Source organism: Microbacterium terrisoli (assembly GCF_030866805.1).
Lineage (GTDB): Bacteria > Actinomycetota > Actinomycetes > Actinomycetales > Microbacteriaceae > Microbacterium > Microbacterium terrisoli.
Genome location: NZ_CP133019.1, coordinates 631694 through 652267, shown reverse-complemented (window position 1 = coordinate 652267; position 20574 = coordinate 631694). Strand labels below are relative to the sequence as shown.

Sequence of the window (20574 nt, the reverse complement as noted above, 5' to 3'; positions counted from 1 at the left end):
CACCTCACACCCGACATCCCATGTCTCGGAGGGGCTGGGCGATCATCGGACTCATCCTGCTCGCGATCGTCGTGGCGATCGTGTCATCGTTGGCACTGCTGCGCGACGACAGCACAACGGCACTGGAACAGCCCAACGTGCCTGCGGCGACGTTCACGACGACCGCGACGCCGACGCAAACGCCGACACCCGCCGTGTCAGCGCTGCCGCGAGCCGACCAGCGGTTCATCGTCGCGTCGACCGACTCACTGTGGCGTGCGACTGCCGGGGCATGCGGCGGCACCGAACCACTCCTCGAACGCTCGGTCGACGGTGGCGCATCGTGGAAAGACATCACGCCCCACTACCGCGGCATCGCCCAGGTCGCCTCGCTCGACCCCCTCGGGCAGGACGGCGCCGCGGCGGTCGCCGCGACCGGCGCCGACTGCACCCCGACCGGCTTGCGCAGCTTCACCGGCGGCAAGTTCTGGGAGCCCGACAAGACTTCGCTCGCAAAGTCCCGCTACCTGGCATTCGACGACGCCGGCACGGTGGTCTCGCCCGGCGACGACTTCGCCGCACCGTGCGCCGATGCGCGCGGACTGCGCGCGTCTGGCGCTGTCGTCGCCGTCATCTGCGACGAGACGCCTTATGTGCGCATCGGCAGTGACTGGACGAAGCTCGACGCCCCGCATGCGGTCGCCCTGGCGATCGCTTCGGGCGATCTGTTCGTCGCACAGACCGACGTCGCGGGTTGCTCGGGCATCGCCCTCACCCGATTCACCGGCGCCGCGGGCGAGGGCGCGCCTGCCGGTTGTGCGAAGGATGCCGCGACCACCGGACCCGTGGCCATCACCACGACGGCGAGCCGCACATATGTCTGGGCCGGTAACGCCCTGACCCGCGTCCCGCGCTGACGCACCGCGGCATCCCTCGTCTGCGGCATCCCTCGTCTGCGGCCCGCACGGATGACCTGCTGATGCCGTTCCGATCAGGTGCCGGTACGATGCAGAGGTGCAACCCGAGCAGCCTTCTGGGGACGCTGCCCAGCCCGATGCGGACGCGCCCGCCGACGGGGCCGGCGTCCCCGCCGATGACACCCGTGCGGCAATGCCGCGGCGCGTGGCCGACCAGACCGATGCGATGGTCGACCGTGAGGCACTCGCTCAGCTGTTCGCCGCCGCCGATTCCGGTGATGTGCCGGCCTCAGGCGGGTCGACAGCCGGCGGCGTACGTTCCTCGAGCGGCGGCTCGGGGTCGGGGCACGGCCAGGGTCACCACCGCCATCACCGTCGCCGCAAGAACCGCAAACGTCGCGCACTGATCTGGAGCCTCAGCATCCTGGGCGTGCTCATCGTGATCATCGGTGTCGGCGCGGTGCTGGGTGTCACGTTCGTGAAGCAGGCAACCAGTGCGCGCGACGATCTGATGGCAGCCAAGACGCAGATCGCGGCGGTGCCGGCCCTGCTCGAGAAGGGCGACGTCGCCCGTCTGGACCAGGCCGCCGCCCAGATCAAGACGCACACCGACGCCGCATACAAGACTGTGCAGGGCCCGCTGTGGGACATCGCCGCCAAAGTGCCCTGGGTCGGCAAGAACGTCGCAGCCGTGCAGAACACGACGGTGGCAGCGCACATCCTGGTCGACGACGCACTGCCACAGGGGATCAAGGTCATCACCGGCCTGCAGGCCAAGAACCTCAAGCTCAAGGGCGGCGGCATCAACCTCAAGCCGTTCGAGGCGGCCAACAAGGCGCTGCCGGGCATCGCCGACGCATTCCACCGGGCGTCGGCCAAGGTGTCGGGCATCGAGCTGGACGGACTCCTGTCACCGATCCGCGACGCGATCGGCGGCATGGTCAGCGTCATCGACGAGAACACGCCGACGGTCGAGAACGCGCAGCGTGTGCTGCCGGTAGTGCTGCCGATGCTCGGCTCCGACGGCGCGCGTCATTATCTGCTGGTGTTCCAGAACAACGCCGAGATCCGGGCGACCGGCGGCAACCCCGCATCGTCTGCCGAGGTCAAGGTCGACCACGGCAAGGTCACGCTGGTCGACCAGGCCAGCTCCGAGACGTTCTATCAGGCGGGCACCGTGCGACACACGTACACGAAGCTGCCGAAGAACATGCTGAAGATCTACCCGCAAGACACCCCCTGGTACTCGCAGAACTACTCGCGCACGCCGAACTTCCCCACCACCGCCAAGATGTTCCGCGATCTGTGGAAAGCCACCACGGATCGGCCGCTGGACGGCGTCATCTCGGTCGACCCGGTCGTGCTCTCGCATCTGCTCAAGGTCACCGGTCCCGTCAGCGTCGACGGCGACAGGCTCACCGCAGCCAACGTCGTGAAGACCGTGCTCAGCGACGCGTACGCACGCTTCCCGCGCGGGCCGGACTCCGACGCTTACTTCGCGAAAGTCGCGTCGGCCGTGTTCACGAAGATCGCCGCCGGCGACTGGGACCCCACCGCCATGATCGACGCCTTCGTGCAGTCGGCGAAAGAGCAGCGGGTCTATCTGTGGTTCCCGAAGAAGACCGAGCAGGCCCTCGCGGTCCAGTGGAACGTGGACGGCCAGCTGCCGCAGAACAACACCGCCGGCACGCAGGTCGGCATCTTCTTGAACGACTACGCCGTCGGCAAGCAGGAGTACTGGCTGAGCACCAAGATCGACCTGACCTGCAACGTCTCCAAGCGCACGGTGACCACGAAGATCTCGATGAAGAACAGGATGCCGAGCAGCGACTTCGTGGATTACGTGCTGGGACTGCGGTCCCCGCGCTTCGGCCGGGCTCGCACGACCATGCTGCTGGACGTTCTGTACTTCGCCCCGCCGGGCGCGAAGGCGGCCCCGGCGAAGGCGGCTGCGTCGTCGCTCATCCCGAGCCTGGCACGATCGGGCCAGGAGGACGGGCGTAATGTGACCAGTGTGACAGTCGCGGTCCCGAAGGGACAGACTGAGACGGTGTCGTACACGACGGCACTGCCTGAGCGAGCGACAGCGCCGTTGAGCGTGCGCTACTCCCCCACAGCGACCACGACCCCCGTGTCGATCGCCGAGAACTGCGCTCAACTCGTCCACTGACCGACGTGTAAGAACGGAATCTGAATGAGACTCTCGGTGATCGGCTGCGGCTACCTCGGCGCCGTGCATGCGGCGGCCATGGCATCCATCGGACATGACGTCGTGGGCATCGACGTCGACGAGGCCAAAGTCACCGCGCTGCGATCGGGCTCTGCACCGTTCTTCGAGCCGGGCCTGCCCGAGCTGCTCAGCGAGGGGGTGGCGTCGGGGCGCTTGTCGTTCACGACCGATATGGCTGCGGCATCCGGCTCATCGGTGCACTTTCTCGCTGTCGGGACCCCGCAGACCGCCGGCGCGCACGCGGCCGACCTCACGTACGTGAACTCCGCCGTCGAGCAGCTGCTGCCTCACCTGCGCCCGGGCGACATCGTGGCCGGCAAGTCGACCGTGCCGGTGGGCACGGCCGCGCGGCTCGCCGAGCTGATCGAGCCGACCGGGGCCACTCTCGTGTGGAACCCCGAGTTCTTGCGTGAGGGCTGGGCCGTCGAAGACACCATCGATCCCGACCGGCTGGTCGTCGGAACGGGCGACGCTTCGTCTCGCGGCGCTCGCTCGACGACCGATGTCATACAGACCATGAAGGACGTGTACCACACCGCCGTGGCCAAGGACACGCCGTTCATCGTCACCGACTACGCCACGGCCGAACTGGTGAAGGTCGCAGCCAACGCCTTCTTGGCGACGAAGATCTCGTTCATCAACGCCATGGCCGAGATCGCTGAGGCCACGGGCGCGGACGTCACCCAGCTCGCCGACGCGATCGGCTACGACGGGCGCATCGGGCGTCGATTCCTCGGCGCCGGCCTCGGCTTCGGCGGCGGGTGTCTGCCCAAAGACATCCGCGCGTTCACGGCGCGCGCCGAAGAGCTCGGCCGCGCCGAGTCGGTCGCGTTCTTGCGCGAGATCGACGCCATCAACCTGCGCCGGCGGGATCGCGCCGTCGACCTCGTCGTGAACGCCCTCGACGGAGTCGTGTTCCAGAAGAAGGTCGCCGTGCTCGGCGCGGCGTTCAAGCCGCACAGCGACGACATTCGCGACTCTCCCGCCCTCGACGTCGCTGCACGCTTGAAGGGACTCGGCGCCGACGTCGTGGTCACCGACCCGCAGGCCCTCGAGAACGCGGCGCGCGTGCACCCGCAGCTGACCTATGAGCCGTCGCTCGATGAGACGCTTCGCGACGCCGACGTGGTCGTGCTCGTCACGGAATGGGACGAATATCGCCGGCAGCTCACCCCCGAGCACGCCGGGTCGCTGGTGGCCCAGCGCGTCGTGGTCGACGGCCGCAACAGCTATGACCCGGTGGCCTGGCGTGCGGCCGGGTGGACGTATTACGGCATGGGGCGCCCGTAACGTCGCACACGGGCGTCACCTGGAACGATCCGGGCCCGATTCTGGATTCGTTGCAGGGCTGACGCACCGCGTCATCCAGCCGACCGCGCCCGCCACCACTCGACGAGCGCGACCACCAGCATCCCGACACAAGCGCCGGTGAGGTTCGCAATGACGTCCAGCACACTCGACGTGCGCTGCCCGCCCATGAGCGACTGCACGGCCTCGATGGTGACGGTGGCCACCAGGGCGATCGGCACGATCAGGTAACGACGGCGCAAGATCATCATCGGCAGCACCCCCAGCGGCACGAACAGCGCGATGTTGGCTGCGAACTCGACGCGCGCATAGGTCAGCACCGGCAGCGCCCGGGTCAATGCACGCAGGAACGGCCCCATGCCCTCGTCGACGTGCGAGGGCCAGAACGCGATCAGTGCCAGCGCGACGACGTAGGGGGCAAGCCACGCGCGCGGATCGCGCACCAAGCGAGGGCGACGATCATCTCGCGGCTGCGGCATCCTGCCCCTGTCCTCCTTCGTTCACGGCGGCCGATCCGACCACGATCGCCTGCTGGTCGGCCGGCGCCGACGGTCGGCCGGCTCCGCCAGTCTAGAGGCGGCGACTAAGGCGGAGCCGACGAAAGATAGGGAATGCGTCCGATGTGGCGGGGGTGCCTCAGAGCGAAAACTGAGGGACGAAATCCAAAGGAGTCGCCATGTATCCGCACCCTGACATCGCCTACCGACTGACCGCACAAGAACTCGACGACGCACGAGAGGCGGCCGAACGTGCGCGGTTCGCCCGCGCGAACGCCGACCAGATCCGACCGCGCCGCGGCTGGCGCTCGTGGTTCCACCGCAGCGCCGCGCGCACTGCGCGCACTGCGGGCACTGCTGCGGGCACGACGGCGGCGGCACTGGCCCCACGGTCGGTGCCCGGCATCGCTCGCTCCACGGCCGACTGCCCCACGTGCGCATAGCGACCCAACGCGCTGTCCGCGGCATCCACAGCCCCCGGGCGGATGCTGCGGACAGCCGTGTGCGCCCGGCCCCTGCCGATGTCGGAGGCAGCTGGCACCATGGGTATATGCCCTTTTCCACCAGCTTCGCCACATCGGCGGCGATGATCGGCCGCGATGCCGAACTCGCGCGCCTGCAGACGCTGTGCGAGCGTGCGCTGCGGGGCGCACCGACAGCTGCGGTGATATCGGGCGAGGCCGGCATCGGCAAGTCCCGGCTGCTGCGCGAGTTCGCGAGTTCGGTGCACGACGCCGCCGATGTCGTGACCGGCCGCAATGTCGACCTGGGCTCTGCCGCGGCACCCTACGGCGCGATCCTGGGACTGCTGCGGGCGCTCACGGGCATGCGCGGCGCGTCGGAGGTGTGGCGAGCCGCCGGTCCCGGGCGAGCGGCGCTGTTGCGTCTCATGCCTGAGCTGGCCGATCAGGCCGAGGCCGGCACCGATGTCACGGCGGACTCGCAGACGCCCGAGCGCATGCGCGAGGCCTTCGTCACCCTGATGGAGACGCTGTCTACGGAACGGCCGATCGTGCTCGTGATCGAAGACATCCAATGGGCCGACGAGGGAACGCTGCATCTGCTGTCGTTCCTGCTCAGCATCGCCACGCACGGACGGCTCCTGGTCCTGCTCAGCTGGCGCATCGTGCAATCGCGATTGCGCGATCCGGTGCGGTTGTTCGTGCGCGAGGCGCAGCGGGCGGGAATGCTCGAGCAGATCGAGCTCGAACGGCTCGAGCCGGGTGCCGCGCGAGAGCTCGCGCTCGCGCTGTCCGGCGACAGCGACGACGAGGCGATCGAGCGACTCACCGAGCGGGCCGACGGTGTGCCGCTGTTCGTCGAAGAGCTGTCGCGGCAGTGCCTCGTCCCGGCGCCACTGCCCGAAACGCTGCGTGACACGCTTCTGGGCGGCTATGCGACGCTCAGCGATGATGCGGCGCACGTCACACGCGTCGCGGCGGTCGCCGCCGAGCCACCCGGCCACGAGCTGCTGGCACTGGTGTCGGGCCTCGACGGACGGCGATTGGATGCTGCCGCCCGCGAAGCCGTGGACGCCGGGGTGCTGCTGGTCGAAGGCAACGGGTACGCGTTCCGCCACGCACTGCTGCGCGACGCCGTCCACGATGAGCTGCTGCCGGGCGAACGGGTGCGGCTGCACCGCGCGTACGCCGAACAGCTGCAGGCAGAGCTCGAAGCCGATCCACGGCGTCAGCTGCACGCCGAGCTCGCCCACCATTGGCGTGGCGCGCACGATCAGCGCCGGGCGTTGATCTCTTCTCTCGCGGCCATGGAGGCCGCCAAGGCGCGCTATGCGTTCGGCACCGCGGCGCGGTTCGGCGAGGTCGCGCTGGAGTTGTGGGACCAGGTCCCCGACCCCGACGCCGCCGTCGGCATCGACCGGATGACCCTCACGCTGCGAGTGGGCTCCGCTCTGCGCAACGCTGGGCGCAGCGACCGGGCGCTGGCGACCGTGACGGCCGCGCTGGCCGACGAGGCGCTCACCGACCGGCCGACACTGCACGCCAAGCTGCTGCGAGACAAGGCGCAGTACCTGGCGAACCTCGGTCGGCCCGGGGCGGCTGAAGCACTGCAGCAGGCGTTGCAGGTGCTCGACGAGCGCGACGTGCACGACGACCATCTGTGGGCGGTGGTGCTGAACACCCTCGCCGGCAGGCACATGGTGGCCGGTGACACCGACGCTGCGATGGCGGCCGCCGATGAGGCCTGGGAATACGCGGTGCGCGCCGACGACGAGGCGCAGATGTCCATCGCGCGCAACATGCGCGGAGCAAGCCGCGTTCACAAGGGCGAGATCGATGCCGGTCTCGAGGACTTCGCCGCCGCCCGCGCTCACGCGAGCGACCCGTCGGCCGCCCTGCGCTACTTCGTGAACTACTCCGACACGCTCACCCTGCTCGGCTGGTACCGCGAAGCCGTCGACGTCGCCGACGAGGGCCTCCAGCGGGCGCGGGCGTCCGGGGTCGAACGCACCTCAGGTTCGATGCTCATGCAGAACATGGTCGACCCGCTCATCGAGCTCGGTGATATCTCGCGGGCTGAGGCCCTGCTCAGGCGCAGCCTCGAGCGACGCACCTTCCCCGTGGTGCGCGCGTACCTCGCGGCCTCGCGCGTGCGCGTGCTGGCCTGGCACGATCGGCGGCACGAGGCCGAGGCGGTGCTGCGCGACGAGCGACCGGCCTTCGAGACCGCCGCGCAGACCGAACGGCAGGTCTGGTACGGGCTGCTCGAGATGCAGGTCGCGATCGCAGAAGCATCCGACGACCCGGCCACGGCGCTCGCGGCCGTGCAGCGCATGCTCGACGACGAGGCACCGGTGACGCTGCACGCTGTGCGGATCCTGCTGCAGGCCTCGGCGGATGTGGCTGCGCTGCGTGCAACCGGTTCGCGAACGGATGCTGCGGCGATGGCGCAACGCATCGAAGACGCGTGGAACGCCTTCCCTTCCGCCTGGACGAGCCCCGCCTGGGCGACGATTCTGCGCGCGCTGCTGCATCCCACTGTCGACAGCCTGTGCGAGGCGGTGGCGACGGCCGACAACGGCGGCGCGCCCGCGATCTTCCGGGTGATCACCCGACTCGAATCAGCCCGCCTGCACGTCGGCGAGCGCGACCGCTCGGCAGCGGCATCCGTACTGACACAGGCCGCCGACATCGCCCGACAGCTCCAGCACGAGCAGCTTCAGCGGTCTGTGGCCGCATTCGGCCTGCAGGCAGGGATCGGCACCGGGCTCCTGCCCAGCGACGACGGCGGCACTCGTGCGATCGCCGCGGCCGGCTTTACCGCGCGTGAAGCGCAGGTGTTGAACCTGCTGGCCGAGGGGTTGACCAACCGTCAGATCGCCGACCGGCTCGTGATCAGCGTCAAGACGGTGAGCGTGCATGTCTCGGCGATCCTGCGCAAGCTGGGTGTGGCATCCCGCACCGAAGCCGCCCTCGCCGCGCGCGAGGCCGAGCTCGCGGCCCAGCCCACGGGCTGATCCCCGCGTTCCGCCGCCGTCGGCTTGACGTTTCGCGCTTCGGGTCTGGTGCAATCAAGATTGAGCGATCCGAAAGTGTCGCGTGTGTTCACGACATCAATCCACCACCGCAGCGGACCAGACGAAACGTAGCCGGCGCCCCCAACGCTCGTGCACACTCTCACCGTCGGGCCGAAATCCAGCCCGGTCGATGACAGCCATGGATGCGGTGTTATCCGGGTCGATAATGGCGACCACCTGGGTGACCGCCCGCTCCCGGGCAGCACGGTCAAGCAGGAGGCGGCAGGCGGCGACCGCTAGTCCCTGTCGGCGGTGCGTGGCCAAGACACCGTAGCCGATTTCGACGACGCCGCGGCCATCGGGCGCGCCCTTGAACCCGGCATTGCCGACGATCTCGTCGTCGCGGACCAGTGCTTGCATCGTCCAGCCTGCGTTCTCGGGACGCTCTGAGAGGCGGTCGAGCATGAACCTCCAGATGTCGGTCTGGCGCGCGAACTCGTCAGGGATGGGGAGCCCGACGGCTGTCTCGGCGTTGCGCACATCGCCGTCGCGGAGGGCAAGCAGGACCGCGTGCGGCAAATCCACCAGTCGTAGGTTCACTCGTCGCACCCCGGACGTGCCCTCGGCGACCGCGAGGGCGACCGCGAGGTACGGATCGTGTTGGCGCCACTGCGCTTCTTGCAGAACGAGACGTAGTCGCGCTCGCCGGGCAGGTGCGCGGCGCACGAGTCGAAACCAAATCGCAGGCGCACCCCCTGACGATACGGCACCTCTACGGTGAACCGCACCCATATCATCTAGCGCGGAGCGAACACCGCGCGCAGGCGGCGGCCGTTGATGATGAACGCAACCGGCGCGAGCGCCAGCGCGCACACCACCTGAGCGAGCGAGAACCACAGTGGGCACACTCCCGGGATCAGGTCGACCGCGACGATCGCAACCGGCAGGATGATCGAGAGGATGCGCACACGCGCGTACGCCGAACGCAGGCCACGCGAGGCGCGGACCGCGAGCCAGTAGATGAGCACGGCACTGGCGACGATGATGCTCGAGCGCGTCCACATGAACGTGCTCACCTCGTTGCCGTGACCAGTCGTAGCGATCGCCCCGTTCGCGAGCAGCACGAGAACACTCAGTGCTCCGTAGAGTGCGACGAATAACTTCACGCGCGTGAACGCGGCTCGCGTGCCTGGCCGATCGATCGGCGCGACGTGCGCATCCTCCGTTGACATGTTGTCTGTCTTGTGCATCAAGAATGATTCCTTTGGGTTGAGTGACGCGGCTTTTCTGCCGGTGATTCGACGCTACGAAAGGCCGCATCCTGCCGGTATGGGCCCAAACCCACAGCGGGGTGGGGGCAGACCCACTATTGGCCGGAATCGCTCGCACATCGCAGATCGGTCCGCGCAGAGTGGAACTCGGCAACTTTCCTCGGGGTGAATGGCTCGGGGGGTTGCGGTGACCGGGTTTCGGTCCCGGCGCCGAGTAGGAACAATGAAATCGAAAGGAACGTGCAATGCAACGACCGCTGCCTGGTGCGACGTCATGGGCGATCGACGCGGTGAAAGGACTCATCCGGGCGGTCGTGCTTGTCATCGCGAGCATGATCGTGCCGGCGATCTGGGCCACGCTCGCGGCGGTGTGCGTCCTATGGAGGACCAACCCGTGGTCGTGGATCGCGCCGATCGTGTTCGCCGTCTTGTTGGGCCTCTGGTTATCCCGTCCGATCGGTCGCCTGTTCCGCTTTCTCGTCGGCCGCTGGACGGGCACCGTCATCCGCTCCGCGTATCGCGAAGTCGGGCCGGTGACCCAGATGGCGACCGGCTACTGGTGGAACGGCCACTCATACGAGCGCACCCAGCGCCGCGCCAAAGAAGATCTGCAGATGCGTCTGCGATTCAGCGACCCTGCCGTCTGGCGTGACCTGCGATGGCTCGCGATCGCGCCGGTGACCGTCGGGGCGGTCGCCGCCGTTCCGCTGGCCGGCATCGTCGGCGCGATCATCGCGTTCGTGCAGCCCTTCCCACTCGCGATCGCGATCGGGTGGCCGCTGCTGGTCATCGGAATCGGCACGGCGCCGTACGCGTGGCGCATCCTCGAACCGGTGGCCACGAGGTGGCTGCAGCCGTCGCCGAACGCCGAGCTTTCGGACCGCGTGCGCGAACTGACGGAACAGCGAGCGGATGCGACCGTCGCACAGGCGGCCGAGATCCGACGCATCGAGCGCGACCTCCACGACGGCGCCCAGGCCCGGCTGGTGGCGCTCGGTCTGTCGCTCGCGACGGCCGAGAAGCTGATGGAGACGGACCCGGATGCCGCCAAACGCCTGCTCCGTGAGGCGCGCGAGGGAGCATCCACCTCGCTGGACGAACTGCGCGAACTCGTGCGCGGCATCACTCCACCCGTGCTCAACGAACGCGGACTCGTCGACGCCCTCCGCGCTCTCGCTTTGGACAGCCCGCTCGACGTCGAGGTCAGCTCCGATGTGTCGACGCCGGCGGACGCGCCGATCGAGTCGGCACTGTACTTCGGCGCGTCCGAAGTTCTCACAAACACGATCAAGCACGCGGCGGCGACCCGCGCACGGATACGCATTCGTCGGGATGCTCTGGCCATCGTGGTCGAAATCGAGGACAACGGTCACGGCGGTGCTGCTGTCTCGGACGGCGGAGGACTCGCAGGCCTGCGTCGGCGGCTGGCGGTTTTCGACGGGACGCTTGTGGTCTCCAGCCCTGCCGGCGGGCCGACGCGAGTGACAATGATGGTGCCATGCGAATCGTCGTAGCCGAAGACCTCTACCTGCTGCGCGACGGGATCGTGCGCCTGCTCGAGGCATACGGGCACGAGGTCGTAGCCACAGCCACCACCGGCCCCGAGACCCTGGATGCGCTGCTGAAATGGCGACCGGATGTCGCCATCGTCGACGTCCGCATGCCTCCGACGCACACAGACGAGGGCTTGAAGTCCGCGCTCGACGCCCGCCGTGCAGTGCCCGGCCTGCCCGTGCTGATCCTGTCACAGCACGTCGAGCAGCTGTATGCGAGAGAGCTCCTGGCCGATCACGGCGGCGGAATCGGCTACATGCTCAAATCCAGCGTTTTCGACGCCGACCAGTTCATGGACGCGCTGCAGCGTGTGGCGGGTGGCGGAACTGCGATGGACCCGGCGGTCATTGCGAAGCTCTTGGCGGGCACCTCATCCGCCGGGCATCTCGCACACCTTACAGAACGCGAACGGTCCGTGCTCGCCCTGATGGCGGAAGGGCTATCGAACGGCGCGATCGGCAAGCGGCTGTTCCTCAGCGAAAGCGCCATCAGCAAATACACGACGTCGACGTTCGACAAACTCGGCATCGGCGAAGACAGCAACACGAACCGTCGCGTGCGCGCCGTGCTCGCGTACCTCAACGGGCCGTCGGATGCGGCTGTGTAGCCGCGGCGGTATTGCGGCAGGACCTGTGACTTGGTAGAGTCGCCCGGTTCGTATGAGCGAGTAGGGAGGTGATGCCCGGTGAACGTCGTATCCATTGGGTGCTCCTCGTCTGTGCGACGGGCGGCTGACTGACCTGAGTGTCGTCGGGAGCACCGTTTCGAGGTGACCCGAAAGGCACTACTCATGGAATTTTTCTCTCAGACGACGTCGGACGACGTCATCGAACGCTCCTTCACTATCGGCGATCTTCCCGGCGTTCTCTGGTCGCCGGCAGGCAGCACCGATCCAGCGCCCCTTGTGCTCATGGGGCATCCAGGCGGCCTGCACAAGAGGGCGGTCGGGATGGTCGCTCGGGCCGCCCATCTGGTAACGGTGTACGGCTTCCATGCGGTCGCGATCGACGCACCCGGTCACGGCGACCGGGCGCGGTCGGCAGCCGACGCCGACTGGGTCGACGAGATGCAGCGCGCCCGCAAAGCGGGGGAGCCCCTGGGTGCGATCGTCGCGGAGTTCAACGCCTCCATCGCCGAGCGTGCAGTCCCCGAGTGGCAGATGACCTTGGATGCCCTCCAAACGCTGCCCGATATCGATGCCGATCGGCTCGTCGGCTACAGCGGGATGACGCTGGCGACCGAAATCGGATTTCGGCTGATGCTGGCCGACCCCCGCATTGGCGCCGCTGGGCTCGGAGCGGCGTTCGCCTCCGAAGGGCTCATGGAGGTTGCACGGGGTGTCACCGCGCCGGTGCAGTTCCTGCTGCCGTGGGATGACCTTGAGATCGATCGGGAATCGGGAATCGCCCTATGGGACGCGATCGGCTCAGAGGAGAAGTCGCTTCACGTCTTCCCGGGACCGCACCAGCGAGTTCCCACCTACGAGGCCGAGGACTCCGCCCGATTCCTCGCCAATCACCTCCTGGCCTAGACGCGCGCGCCATCACTGCGTAGTTCTCGGCGACGCCGGACGAACTGAAGCGGGACCGCCGGTTCCTACGACATACCTAGGAGACTGCCGAAGAAGTAGTTTGCGTTGACGTCGGCTGGCTGCGGGGCGCCTTGCGGTGGATGCGACGGGGCGGCCGCCTTGGTATCCATCGCCCGCGACCGCGCGTCCCCGCGTCCTCCGCCGACCGCGAGACCCCCCGCCGACCGCGAGACCCCCCTGCCGGCCGCGAGACCCCCCGCCGACCGCGCGCCCCCCGCCGACCGCGAGCCCCTCGCCAACCGCGAGCGAGGGGATTCCCGGTGAAACCCATGACCACGTCCCCCGTCTCACCGCGAATCCCCTCGCTCGCCAAGAATCCCCTGCCTCGCCCGGCTCAGCGACCATGCCCCGCCCGCCCGCTCCGCCCGCTGACGCCCCGCCCGCCCGCTCCGCCCGCTCCGCCCGCCCGCTCCGCCCGCCGACGCCGCGCCCGGCGCACGCTCGCCGCAGCCCTCACGCCACCGCCTCCTGCACAGGCCATGGTTATCCACAGTTCGCGGCGCAGCGGGCGACGGGTGCGCGGCACCCGGCATCCTCGAACCTATGTCGACCGTCACCGCGCCCAAGGCCACTCTGCTGCTCACACGCGAGCAACCTGACCGGGTCGCCCGCCTCGACCGCAGCAAGGAGTTGCGCCGCGTCCGTCCCGGCGTCTACGTCCGCACCGAGGAGTGGGCGGCGCTCGCGCCGTGGGACCGATACGAACTCCGCGTCGAAGCGGTCCAGCGCACGTGGACCGACCCGATCTTCTGCTTCGAATCGGCGGCGCGGTCGCATGGCCTGCCGGTGTTCGATGAGCCCCGATTCATCCACCTGTTCAACCCGGGCGGCACATCCTGGCGGGAGGGGGACGTCATCGTCCACGGAGCGAAAGGCGGCCGAAGCACCACAACCGTCGACGGACGCACCGTCACGTCCGCCGACGAGACCGCGATCGACCTCTGCCGCGTGCTGCCGCCCGCCTTCGCGCTGGCAGTGGCCGACACCGCACTGCGAATGCTCCGCGCCTCTGACAAGAAACTCGGCTTCGGTGCCCTGGGCCGGCAACAGGCCGACCGTCGCGGTCGACGGCAACTCGATTGGTTGGACGACTTCGCCGACGCTCGCGCCGAGTCCGTGGGTGAGTCCGTCAGCCGAGCGGTCATCCGCTGGCTGGGATATGCAGACCCCGACCTGCAAGTCGAGTTCGAATACGAAGGATGCCTCGACCGCGCCGACTTCTACTGGCGAGGTGTGCGCACCATCGGCGAGTCCGACGGATACGGAAAGTACGACGCCGACAACGCCGCGAAGATGAAGCAGCACTTCGTCAATGAGAAGAAGCGCGAGGACCGGCTGCGCCGATACGAGAAGGGCTTCATCCGGTGGGATTGGCCCGACACCATGCGCCACGCGGCGCTCGACAAGAAGCTGAAACTGGGCGGCATCCCCCGTGTGCGCCCCCGCAACGTGGCGATGCTCGCGACTCTCGCGCAGAGTCCCCGGTCGTTCACGCGCGAGCAGCTCCGGCAGCGCGACAAGGCCGAGTCGGATCGCCGGAACCGACGCCGGCACGCCGAGCGAGGCGATTCTCGGTGAGAGAGGCGAACACGCCGAGCCCGCTCACCGAACCCAGGGGATTCTCGGTGAAACAGGCGAACACGCCGAGCCCGCTCGCCGAACGCAGGGGATGCTCGGTGAGACAGAGGCCCACGTCCCCTGTCTCACCGAGAATCCCCTGCGTCACCAAGAATCCTCTGGCTGGCGCGCGCGGAGCGCGGACCGCTGGCGCAGCGGGTCCGGAGCGCGGGCCACTCGCGTGCAGCGGCCGGGCGAGGGCCGTGCGGAGCGCGCCAGGGGCGGGCGCGGCGCGACAGCGAGAGCCGCCGGCAACCACGTCGGCCAGCGGCAGCCACGTCGGCCAGCGGCAGCTACGTCGGCCAGTGTCGGCTACTCTGCGTCGCGGCGGGCGCGGGTCTGCTCGGCCCGCGCGGCCAGGAGGTCGTCGGCGGGATAGCCGACCTCTGCCAGGGTGAGCCCGCGGCCGGCGAGCACCGTGAACGCGCTCGTCCGCTCTCGCGCATCGCGCAGGGCTGCAGCATCCCGCACCGTGAGCCGCCCCTCGCCCACCGCAACGCACACGCCCACCAGAGCGCGCACCATCGAATGGCAGAAGGCATCGGCGCGCACGTTGGCCACCAGCACCCCACTGTCGGTCCGGTGCCAGTCGAACTCGAGCAGCGTGCGGATCGTGGTCGCCTCCTCGCGCGGCTTGCAATAGGCCGCGAAGTCGTAGAGCCCGATCAGCGACCGGGCGGCGGCATCCATCGATTCGACGTCCAGCCGTGCACGCACCGTCGTCGTGCGGGCGCGTTCGAGCGGGTCGTAGCCGCTGACCTCGTCGGCGATGCGGTATTCATAGCGTCGCCAGACAGCCGAGAACCGTGCGTCGAACCCGTCGGGTGCGACACTCGTGCGGTGCACGGTCACGTCGGAATACGCGCCCAGCACTCCCCGTAGCCGGTAGGCGAGCCTGTCGACGGGGTCGGATGCCGCATCCCGCCGGATGCTCGTGAACAGGCGCTCGTGCTGCTCGTCGGCGAGGTCGAGATGCGCGACCTGCCCCGTGGCGTGCACCCCGGCGTCGGTGCGGCCGGCAACGACCAGGCGAGGATCCCCACCGAGGATGCGCGCGAGCGCCGCCTCGATCGTGCCCTGCACCGTGCGCAGACCGGGCTGGCGGGCCCACCCGCGAAAATGGGTGCCGTCATAGGCGATGTCGAGCCGGATGCGCACGCCATTCAGCCTATCGGCGCCCTCAGCCCAGGCTCGCGACAGCCACCCGGCCGTCCCCGGTCAGGGTGACAGCGCCCGAGCCGGCACCGGCGAGCACAGTGTCGCCGAAGGCGAGGTGCTGCCCCGCTCGATGAACATCACCGGCCAGGGCGATCACAGCGACCAATCCCGGCAGGTCGACGCGAACCGAGCCATCCACGCGGACAGCGGCCAGTCGTGGTACGCCGACGCCGCGGCGCACCATCAGATTCAGATCGAATCCCGGCTGGGTCACCTCGACGCTCGCGACCTCGTCTTCTCCGGCGAAGGCGACCGCATCGTACTGTGCGACGTGACGGCTCGAGTCGCCGATACGCAGCGTCAGACCCGGTTCAGCGAGAGGCATCAGCATCCTGTCGATGCCCGGCAGGCTCGAGAACGGACCGCTGCGGCTGACGGTCGCGATGCTCAGCCGCACATCCGGGTCACCTTCGGCAGGCGTACGCCAGAGCACGACCGTCTCGCCCTGGCCGTTCGCCCACGCGGTCACCGGTCGTTCGGCGAACCTGATCAGCGTGCCGGATGCCTCGTCCACGGCGGTGTCCCCTCTCACGATGCGCGGTCTGCTCGCCGACATCGCACGCTGCTCTCTCATCGACTTCACACGGCGCGGCCCGCCGCGCCTCCCGTACTCAGCCGACCCCCGTAGAATCGACTCGGACGTCCCGCCACGGGGGTGCGCGGCGACCTGCCTCCCGTCATGATGAAGTCTGCCACTGCTCTGTCTGCGCGCCCGGCCGCATCCGCGTCGGAGACCGCGCAGGTCGGGCGCGCCCGGTTCACGGGCCTGGACGGACTGCGAGCGATCGCGGTGCTGCTCGTGCTGGCCTACCACCTGTTCCCCGGGTGGATCCTGCAGTCCGGATTCGTGGGCGTGGACGTCTTCTTCGTCATCAGTGGGTTCCTCATCACCTCGCTGCTGCTGCGAGAACGCGACCGCACCGGATCCATCGCCCTGGTGGGGTTCTGGCGCCGTCGTGCGCGGCGCCTGCTGCCGGCTCTGGCACTGGTGGTCACCGTGACGGCGACGTGGGCCTGGATCATCGGCGGCGACGTGCTCGTGCGCCTCGGCTGGCAGGTGCTGGGGGCTGCCACCTTCAGCTACAACTGGGTGTCGGTCGCCGGCAGTGCCGACTACTTCACCGCAGACACCCCCGAACTGCTGCGCAATCTCTGGTCGCTCGCCGTCGAGGAGCAGTTCTACGCCCTGTGGCCGTTGCTGTTCCTGCTGGTGATGCTGATCCCGAATCGGTGGGTGCGCACGGCGATCGCGATCGCGGGCGCCGCAGCGTCAGCCTGGTGGATGTCGACGCTCGTCGGCTCCGGTCTCACCCGGGCGTATTTCGGCACCGACTCCCACGCGTTCGGGCTGCTGCTGGGCGTGGCGCTCGCGTTCGGCCTGCAACGTGTCGTGACCTCGGATGCCGCGTGGCTGCGGCATCCCGTCACCCGCCGCGCCGGCACCGCCGTGGGTGTCGTCGCGATCGTGGGTCTCGTGGTGACGGCGGCACTGCCCGAGCACGCGGATGCCTCGACCTTCCCGGGGACGCTCCTGCTGGCGGTGGGGTTGTCCGGCCTGCTGATCGCCGTCTCGGTGGTGCCGGCGTCACGGATCGGCGGCGCCCTGGACACGCCGGTGCTGCGCTGGATCGGCGATCGCTCGTACGGCATCTATCTCTGGCACTGGCCCCTGTTCGTGCTCATCGTGGCCATGACCGGCACGAGCGCGGCTTCAGAGTCGCTGCCGCCGTGGGTCGGCCCGGTCGTGTTCGTGCTCACCCTCGTGATCGCAGCGCTGTCGTACCGTCTCGTGGAGCAGCCGATCCGGCGGCTCGGGCTGTGGCCGAGTGTGCGCGCGCTTGGGGCCAGACTGGCCGGCGCACCCGCAGCGCGGCTGCGCGGAGTCGGAATCGTGGCGCTGGCCGCCATGGTCATCGCCGGCACGACGGCGGCGATCGCCGTCGCCCCCGAGGCCTCATCGGGGCAGGATGCCGTGCGCGCCGGACAGCAGGCACTCGCACAGTCCGCGCCCTCACCGCATCCCCCGCTGCTGGCCGACGACGACGCGTCAACGGCCCAGACGAGCGCGTCGGCGACCCCGACGGCAACCGAAGGGCGTGAGATCGACGCCATCGGCGACTCGGTGATGCTCGCGGCCGCTCCTGCCCTCGTCGCGCGCTTTCCCGGCATCCTGATCGACGCGAAGGTGTCTCGGTCGATGTATGCCGCACCGAGAATCATCTCTGCGTTGGCCGACAGTGGCCGGCTGCGGCCGTACGTCGTCATCGGGCTGGGCACCAACGGCGCCATCGACGAGCACTCGCTCGATCTCGTCCGACAGACGCTCGGCCCGCAGCGGACACTGATCCTCGTCACGGCATCGGCGCCGCGGTCGTGGATTCCCGGGGTGAACCGCGATCTGCAGAAGTATGCCGCGGCGCACCCGGATGTCGTCGTCGCCGATTGGGATGCGGCGATCCGCCCGCACCGCGACCTGCTCGCCGGCGATGAGATCCACCCCGGCGAAGCCGGCGGCAAGATCTATGCGCAGACCGTGGCCGACGCGCTCACCCAGGTGCAGCTGCGCAGGGCCCAGGAGCGCGAGTACATGCTCCTGCGCGCATACGCGTTGGCGGCCGTGGACTGACGTCGCAGGCAGGGGCGACCGGCAGACGGCCCCTGCAGCCGCGCCAGCAGGAATGACGAGACCCGCGAGCTTCTCGGCTCGCGGGTCTCGTCTGCGGTGCGAGGGAGGCTTACTCGGCCTTCTCGTCCTTGGCTTCCTCGGCGGGAGCGTCGGCGGCGGCATCCTCTGTCGGAGCCTCGGCCGCCTCAGCAGCGGCGGCCTCTTCGACGGGAGCCTCCTCGGCGGCGGCCTCTTCGACCGGAGCCTCCTCAGCGGGAGCCTCCTCGACAGGAGCCTCCTCGGCAGGTGCTTCTTCAGCCGGCTTCTCGGCCTTCTTCGCAGAAGACTTCTTCACCGGCGTCGACTTCTTCGTGACCGGCTCGAGCACGAGCTCGATCACGGCCATCGGAGCGTTGTCGCCCTTGCGGTTGCCGACCTTCGTGATGCGGGTGTAGCCGCCCTCACGGTCGGCCACCAGCGGCGCGATCTCGGTGAACAGGACGTGCACGACCTCTTTGTCACCGATGACCGACAGCACCCGGCGACGGGCGTGCAGGTCGCCGCGCTTGGCGAACGTGATCAGTCGCTCGGCGAGGGGGCGCAGGCGCTTGGCCTTCGTCTCGGTCGTCTTGATCGATTTGTGCGTGAACAGCGCGGCGGCGAGGTTCGCAAGCAGCAGGCGCTCGTGGGCGGGGCCGCCTCCGAGGCGGGGTCCCTTGGTGGGCTTAGGCATTCTCAGTTACTCCAGTGTGAAAGAAGAAGATCAGGCGTTCTCGGACGACTCGTCGTCATACCCGCCGTAGAAGTGCGCACCGTCGAATCCGGGCACGGAGTCCTTCAGCGACAGGCCGAGCGAGACGAGCTTGTCGCGCACCTCGTCGACCGACTTCTGACCGAAGTTGCGGATGTTCATCAGCTGCGTCTCAGAGAGGGCGACCAGCTCCGAGACGGTGTTGATGCCTTCGCGCTTCAGGCAGTTGTACGACCGCACCGACAGGTCGAGGTCCTCGATGGGCATCGACAGCTCGGTGGACGCGACGGTCTCGACCGGGGCGGCCCCGATCTCGATGCCTTCAGCGTCGACGTTCAGCTCGCGCGCCAGACCGAACAGCTCGGTCAGGGTGCGGCCGGCAGAGGCCACGGCGTCGCGCGGCGAGATCGCCGGCTTCGTCTCGACATCCAGCACCAGCTTGTCGAAGTCGGTGCGCTCGCCGGCGCGGGTGGCGTCGACACGGTAGCTGACCTTGAGCACGGGCGAGTAGATCGAGTCGATCGGCACCTGGCCGGCCTCGGCGTACTCGTTGCGGTTCTGCGTGGCCGAGACATAGCCGCGGCCGCGTTCGATCGTCAGCTCCAGCTCGAAGCGCGCCGTGTCGTTCAGCGTCGCGATGACCAGCTCAGGGTTGTGCACCTCGACACCAGCCGGGGCCGAGATGTCGGCGGCGGTGACTTCGCCGGCACCGGTCTTGCGCAGGTACGCGGTGATGGGCTCATCGCGCTCGCTCGAGACGACGAGCTGCTTGATGTTCAGGATGATCTCGGTGACGTCCTCTTTCACACCGGGGATGGTGCTGAACTCGTGGAGGACGCCGTCGATGCGGATGCTGGTGACGGCCGCTCCCGGAATCGAGGACAGGAGGCTGCGACGCAGCGCATTGCCGATCGTGTAGCCGAAGCCAGGCTCGAGCGGCTCGATCACGAAGCGGCTACGGAACTCTCCGAGCTTCTCCTCGTTCAGGGTGGGACGCTGTGCAATGAGCACTATGTGTTCCTTTCGTGCGACGTGCCCGCTATATGACACGTGCAGTGGGTAGGTATTGAGTTTTCTCCGAGGGATGCCACGAACCCGGGCATCCGGAAAGCACGGGGATGCCGGACGCCCCGCATGAGGCATCCGGCATCACGTTCTCAGACCCGGCGGCGCTTCGGCGGGCGGCAGCCGTTGTGCGCCTGCGGCGTCACGTCCTGGATCGAGCCCACCTCGAGGCCTGCGGCCTGCAGCGAGCGGATCGCGGTCTCGCGGCCCGAGCCCGGACCCTTGACGAATACGTCGACCTTCTTGACACCGTGGTCGGCGGCCTGGCGGGCGGCCGACTCGGCGGCCATGCCGGCCGCGTACGGGGTCGACTTGCGCGAGCCCTTGAAGCCCACGCCGCCCGACGACGCCCAGCTGATGACGGCGCCCGACGGATCGGTGATCGAGACGATCGTGTTGTTGAACGTCGACTTGATGTGGGCCTGGCCCAACGCGATGTTCTTCTTTTCCTTGCGGCGCGGCTTGCGCGCTGCGGACTTGGCCTGTGCCATGG

General features: G+C 68.7%; 18 protein-coding genes. 10 read left to right on the top strand and 8 right to left on the bottom strand.

The annotated features are described in order from the left end of the window. Positions 1-20: 20 nt before the first annotated feature. From QU603_RS02830 to QU603_RS02820, 3 genes are all read left to right on the top strand, one after another. Entirely contained in the window at positions 21-896 is an 876-nt protein-coding gene (locus tag QU603_RS02830; RefSeq protein ID WP_308492982.1) for a hypothetical protein, read from the top strand. A gap of 97 nt (positions 897-993) precedes the next feature. Next, positions 994-3066: a DUF4012 domain-containing protein gene (locus QU603_RS02825; protein WP_308492981.1), complete on the top strand. Its 2073-nt coding sequence runs from the start codon at positions 994-996 to the stop codon at positions 3064-3066. Positions 3067-3090: 24 nt separating this feature from the next. After that, positions 3091-4416, top strand: coding sequence for a UDP-glucose dehydrogenase family protein (locus tag QU603_RS02820; protein WP_308492980.1), 1326 nt, complete (start codon positions 3091-3093; stop codon positions 4414-4416). Positions 4417-4487: 71 nt separating this feature from the next. Here the strand turns inward: QU603_RS02820 and QU603_RS02815 are convergent, their stop codons facing one another. Further along, positions 4488-4913, bottom strand: coding sequence for a VanZ family protein (locus QU603_RS02815; protein WP_308492979.1), 426 nt, complete (start codon positions 4911-4913; stop codon positions 4488-4490). A gap of 197 nt (positions 4914-5110) precedes the next feature. Between QU603_RS02815 and QU603_RS02810 the strand changes: the two genes are divergently transcribed. Both QU603_RS02810 and QU603_RS02805 read left to right on the top strand, forming a co-directional pair. After that, positions 5111-5374 carry a hypothetical protein gene (locus QU603_RS02810; RefSeq protein ID WP_308492978.1) on the top strand — a complete coding sequence of 88 codons (264 nt, stop codon included), beginning with the start codon at positions 5111-5113 and terminating at the stop codon, positions 5372-5374. 107 nt (positions 5375-5481) lie between these two features. Continuing rightward, complete coding sequence (locus QU603_RS02805; RefSeq protein ID WP_308492977.1) at positions 5482-8409, top strand: AAA family ATPase; 2928 nt, start codon at positions 5482-5484, stop codon at positions 8407-8409. A 96-nt stretch (positions 8410-8505) separates the two neighbouring features. Here QU603_RS02805 and QU603_RS02800 read toward each other — a convergent pair whose 3' ends face one another. Together QU603_RS02800 and QU603_RS02795 are read right to left on the bottom strand one after the other, a co-directional pair. Further along, the gene (locus tag QU603_RS02800) at positions 8506-9009 is read right to left on the bottom strand and encodes a GNAT family N-acetyltransferase (RefSeq protein ID WP_308492976.1); all 504 of its coding nucleotides are present in this window, start codon (positions 9007-9009) and stop codon (positions 8506-8508) included. Positions 9010-9206: 197 nt separating this feature from the next. Beyond that, positions 9207-9641: a hypothetical protein gene (locus QU603_RS02795; RefSeq protein ID WP_308492975.1), complete on the bottom strand. Its 435-nt coding sequence runs from the start codon at positions 9639-9641 to the stop codon at positions 9207-9209. 284 nt (positions 9642-9925) lie between these two features. On the opposite strand from QU603_RS02795, the gene QU603_RS02790 reads away from it, so the two are divergent. The 4 genes from QU603_RS02790 to QU603_RS02775 all read left to right on the top strand — a co-directional run bounded on the left by QU603_RS02790 (position 9926) and on the right by QU603_RS02775 (position 14403). Then, positions 9926-11194, top strand: coding sequence for a sensor histidine kinase (locus QU603_RS02790; protein WP_308492974.1), 1269 nt, complete (start codon positions 9926-9928; stop codon positions 11192-11194). Continuing rightward, positions 11179-11841: a response regulator transcription factor gene (locus QU603_RS02785; RefSeq protein ID WP_308492973.1), complete on the top strand. Its 663-nt coding sequence runs from the start codon at positions 11179-11181 to the stop codon at positions 11839-11841. The genes QU603_RS02790 and QU603_RS02785 overlap by 16 nt, the downstream gene beginning before the upstream one ends. Before the next feature lie 162 nt (positions 11842-12003). After that, on the top strand, positions 12004-12765 hold the full coding sequence (locus QU603_RS02780; protein ID WP_308492972.1) for an alpha/beta hydrolase family protein: 762 nt from the start codon (positions 12004-12006) through the stop codon (positions 12763-12765). A gap of 603 nt (positions 12766-13368) precedes the next feature. After that, on the top strand, positions 13369-14403 hold the full coding sequence (locus tag QU603_RS02775; protein ID WP_308492971.1) for a hypothetical protein: 1035 nt from the start codon (positions 13369-13371) through the stop codon (positions 14401-14403). Between the two features lie 351 nt (positions 14404-14754). Here QU603_RS02775 and truA read toward each other — a convergent pair whose 3' ends face one another. Further along, the gene (gene truA / locus QU603_RS02770) at positions 14755-15600 is read right to left on the bottom strand and encodes a tRNA pseudouridine(38-40) synthase TruA (RefSeq protein ID WP_308492970.1); all 846 of its coding nucleotides are present in this window, start codon (positions 15598-15600) and stop codon (positions 14755-14757) included. Positions 15601-15622: 22 nt separating this feature from the next. Continuing rightward, the gene (locus QU603_RS02765) at positions 15623-16192 is read right to left on the bottom strand and encodes a HutD/Ves family protein (RefSeq protein ID WP_308492969.1); all 570 of its coding nucleotides are present in this window, start codon (positions 16190-16192) and stop codon (positions 15623-15625) included. 147 nt (positions 16193-16339) lie between these two features. On the opposite strand from QU603_RS02765, the gene QU603_RS02760 reads away from it, so the two are divergent. After that, entirely contained in the window at positions 16340-18286 is a 1947-nt protein-coding gene (locus tag QU603_RS02760) for an acyltransferase family protein (RefSeq protein WP_308492968.1), read from the top strand. A gap of 109 nt (positions 18287-18395) precedes the next feature. Here QU603_RS02760 and rplQ read toward each other — a convergent pair whose 3' ends face one another. The 3 genes from rplQ to rpsK all read right to left on the bottom strand — a co-directional run bounded on the left by rplQ (position 18396) and on the right by rpsK (position 20572). Continuing rightward, complete coding sequence (gene rplQ, locus QU603_RS02755) at positions 18396-18998, bottom strand: 50S ribosomal protein L17 (RefSeq protein ID WP_308492967.1); 603 nt, start codon at positions 18996-18998, stop codon at positions 18396-18398. A gap of 30 nt (positions 18999-19028) precedes the next feature. Then, positions 19029-20027 (bottom strand): DNA-directed RNA polymerase subunit alpha, encoded by a 999-nt coding sequence (locus QU603_RS02750; RefSeq protein WP_308492966.1) that lies wholly within the window; start codon positions 20025-20027, stop codon positions 19029-19031. A 146-nt stretch (positions 20028-20173) separates the two neighbouring features. Continuing rightward, positions 20174-20572 carry a 30S ribosomal protein S11 gene (rpsK, locus tag QU603_RS02745; RefSeq protein ID WP_129385805.1) on the bottom strand — a complete coding sequence of 133 codons (399 nt, stop codon included), beginning with the start codon at positions 20570-20572 and terminating at the stop codon, positions 20174-20176. Between the last annotated feature and the right edge of the window lie 2 nt (positions 20573-20574).